Raw genomic sequence first — 3,260 nt, 5'->3', positions numbered from 1 at the left:
GCGGACCGGCCGGACGACCGCCCTGTCGCGGCGCCGTGGGCGCCGGGACGCGGGCCCTGGCCACCAGAACGCTGGCCCTGGCCGCCACGGTCCTGGCCCGGACCGCCGGAGGGGCGGCCACCGGGCTTGGGAGCACCGGGACGCGCGCCGGGCTTCGGCGCGGCCGGGGACGGCGTCGAGGGCGGCGCCTGGAACTCGGGCGCGGCCGGGGCCGGACGCGGCGCGGGCTTGGGGCCCGGCGTCGGACGCGGACCGGGGGTCGGCGCCGGAGCCGACGGAGCCGACGGCTCCTGGGCCGTCGGCGGCTTGGGGGCGGCCGGCGGCTTGGGTGCAGCCGGACGCGCCGCCTGCGCCGGAGAAGGCGCGGCGGGACGGGGGGCGGCCTTCTTGGGGGCCGCGGGCTTCGCGGACCTGCCGTTGCCACCGCCCTGCTGGAAGGCGTCAGTCAGCTTGCGTACAACGGGCGCTTCGATGGTCGAAGACGCCGAACGGACGAATTCACCGAGCTCCTGGAGCTTGGCCATGACGACCTTGCTCTCGACACCGAACTCCTTGGCGAGTTCGTAGACCCGGACCTTAGCCACTTCGCTCCTTTGAGGTCCGGGTGAAGCCGGACCGTCGCTAGTTCATGGGCGTACTCATCGCGTACTCATCGAGTGCTCATCGCAATCTCGACCTGCTTTCGACTCGCGAGGTACCTAGACCGCACGGGGTTCCGTGCGGCACGTTCTTACCGTGTTGCCTGCTCGGCAACCATTGTCCGCTCGACGTGCTGGCGCAACGCCTTTGTGTCGAGCGCTCCCGGGGCGCGCAGTGCCCTCGTGAACGCCCGGCGGCGTACCGCCTGGTCGAGACAGACCGGGGAGGGGTGTACGTACGCACCCCGGCCGGGCAGCGTACCGCGTGGATCAGGAACGCATGCGTCCTTGATCGCTACGATCCGCAACAGATCGGCCTTGACCGCTCGCTCCCGACACCCCACACAGGTGCGTTCAGGGCATGCGCGGGCGCGCGTCCGGCCAGACACAGCTAAGTCTACCTCCCCGTACGCGCCTCACCCCTTTGGGGCGGGATTCGAACAGTTGCCGCGCCCAAACCTGTCGTGATCTGAACGACACGCGGCTTGGATCTATTCCCCGGCCCGTTGCCCGGACCGCTCCCCGGACTGCTCCCCGGCCGGTTCCGTGTCCGGGCGGATGTCGATCCGCCAGCCGGTCAGCCGGGCGGCGAGGCGGGCGTTCTGCCCCTCCTTGCCGATGGCCAGGGACAGCTGGTAGTCGGGCACCGTGACACGGGCCGACCGGGTCGCCATGTCCACGATCTCCACCTTGGAGACCCGGGCCGGGGACAGCGCGTTCGCCACCATCTCGGCCGGGTCCTCCGACCAGTCGACGATGTCGATCTTCTCGCCGTTCAGCTCGCCCATCACGTTGCGCACCCGGCCGCCCACGGGGCCGATGCAGGCGCCCTTGGCGTTCAGACCGGACCGGGTGGACCGTACGGCGATCTTCGTGCGGTGACCGGCCTCACGGGCGATCGCGGAGATCTCCACGGACCCGTCGGCGATCTCCGGCACCTCCAGGGCGAAGAGCTTCTTCACCAGGTTGGGGTGCGTGCGGGAGAGCGTCACGGACGGACCGCGGACGCCCTTGGCCACCCGGACGACGTACGACCGCAGACGCATGCCGTGCCCGTACGTCTCCCCCGGCACCTGCTCCTGCACCGGCAGGATGGCCTCGAGCTTGCCGATGTCCACGAGCACGTTCTTCGGGTCGCGGCCCTGCTGGACCACGCCGGTGACGATGTCGCCCTCGCGGCCGGCGTACTCGCCGAGCGTCGCGTCGTCCTCGGCGTCACGCAGGCGCTGCAGGATGACCTGCTTAGCCGTGGTGGCGGCGATACGGCCGAAGCCGGTGGGGGTGTCGTCGAACTCGCGGGCCTCCTGGCCCTCCTCGAGGTCGTCGGGGTCCTCCTTCGCCCACACGGTCACATGGCCGGTCTCCCGGTTGAGCTCCACGCGCGCGTGACGGCGGCTTCCCTCGGTGCGGTGATAGGCGATGAGGAGGGCCGACTCGATCGCCTCGACCAGCAGGTCGAAGGAGATCTCCTTCTCCCGAACCAAGCCCCGCAGGGCGCTCATGTCGATGTCCACGGCTACGCCTCCTCTTCCTTCTTGTTGTCCTTGTTGTCCTTGCGGCCGAACTCGACCTGCACGCGCGCCCGGACGATGTCGTCGAAGGCGATTCTGCGGGCGGTGGCCTTGCGGCCCTTCACTCCGGGCACCTCGGCGTCGACACCCTCGTCGTCGACCTTCAGGATCCTGGCGACCAGCTCGTCGCCCTCGGCCAGCTGGAACTTCACCAGCCGGTCCGTGGCGCGGACGTAGTGCCGGTGTTCCGTGAGGGGGCGCTCCGCGCCCGGGGTGCCGACCTCGAGGGTGTACTCCCCCTCGCCCATCGCGTCCGTCTCGTCGAGCTTCGCCGAGAGCGCGCGGCTCACATCGGCGATCCGGTCCAGGTCCGCGCCCGTGTCCGAGTCGACGACGACGCGCAGCACACGCTTGCGTCCGACCGAGTCCACCGCGATCTCGTCGAGATCCAGGCCCTGGGAGTTGACGAGCGGCTCCAGCAGTTCTCGCAGCCTCTCGCTCTGGGTGGTGCTCATCCGGGTGACTCCTCGGCCGCGTGTGCTGTTGTGGGATGGGGCGCGTGTCTGGTCAAAGGGTATCCGGTCGCGGGGAGTGTTGCCGTCCACCCGGTGACGAACGGTGCCGCTGAGTGGTCCCGGGCCGGAGCCCGGGTACCGTGATCATGGGCGTGCAGCCCTGAGAGTCACTTCCTTCTCGTTCGAGCCCCCTTGAGGACGTCTGACGTGCCGTTCCCCTCATCGCCGCGCGCCCGCTCGGGCCCGCGCAGAAGGAGTCTGCTCGCCGTCGGCTCGACGGCACTCGCCCTGGCGGGCTGCACCGCCGGCTCCGAGGATCCCGGTGGCCGGAGCGACGCTCAGTCGGCCGCCGAGCGCCGGGCACGCGCGCGTGCGGCGCGGGACAGCGAGGGGCTGGTGGAGCGGTACGACGCGGTGATCGCCGCCCGTCCCGCGCTGGCGGGGCTGCTGCGGCCGCTGCGTGAGGAGGCGGCGCGGCACGCGCGGGCCTTCGGAGGGGACCGCCGCAAAGCGCCTGCCTCCACAGCCCTTTCCGCCCCTGACTCCTCTGCCTCCTCTGCCGCTTCCCCCGTCGCCCCTTCGGCCGCTGCCGTGCC

General features: G+C 71.2%; 5 protein-coding genes. 1 reads left to right on the top strand and 4 read right to left on the bottom strand.

Translation table 11 applies throughout. The features are described from left to right. From SSQG_RS43070 to rimP, 4 genes are all read right to left on the bottom strand, one after another. On the bottom strand, positions 1–584 hold a 584-nt coding region (locus tag SSQG_RS43070), incomplete at its 3' end, for a translation initiation factor IF-2 N-terminal domain-containing protein (RefSeq protein ID WP_039933794.1). A 146-nt stretch (positions 585–730) separates the two neighbouring features. Then, positions 731–1,027 (bottom strand): YlxR family protein, encoded by a 297-nt coding sequence (locus SSQG_RS39755; protein ID WP_003993357.1) that lies wholly within the window; start codon positions 1,025–1,027, stop codon positions 731–733. 102 nt (positions 1,028–1,129) lie between these two features. Next, entirely contained in the window at positions 1,130–2,152 is a 1,023-nt protein-coding gene (nusA, locus tag SSQG_RS28420) for a transcription termination factor NusA (protein WP_003993356.1), read from the bottom strand. Between the two features lie 2 nt (positions 2,153–2,154). Beyond that, entirely contained in the window at positions 2,155–2,664 is a 510-nt protein-coding gene (gene rimP / locus SSQG_RS28415; protein ID WP_003993355.1) for a ribosome maturation factor RimP, read from the bottom strand. A 207-nt stretch (positions 2,665–2,871) separates the two neighbouring features. Between rimP and SSQG_RS39750 the strand changes: the two genes are divergently transcribed. After that, a partial coding sequence (locus SSQG_RS39750) for a hypothetical protein (protein ID WP_078506936.1) occupies positions 2,872–3,260 on the top strand: 389 nt, incomplete at its 3' end.

The sequence above is a fragment of the Streptomyces viridochromogenes DSM 40736 genome, assembly GCF_000158955.1.
GTDB lineage: Bacteria > Actinomycetota > Actinomycetes > Streptomycetales > Streptomycetaceae > Streptomyces > Streptomyces venetus.
Note: the sequence above shows the minus strand (reverse complement) of the source record. Positions and strands in the feature narration are given on the sequence as shown.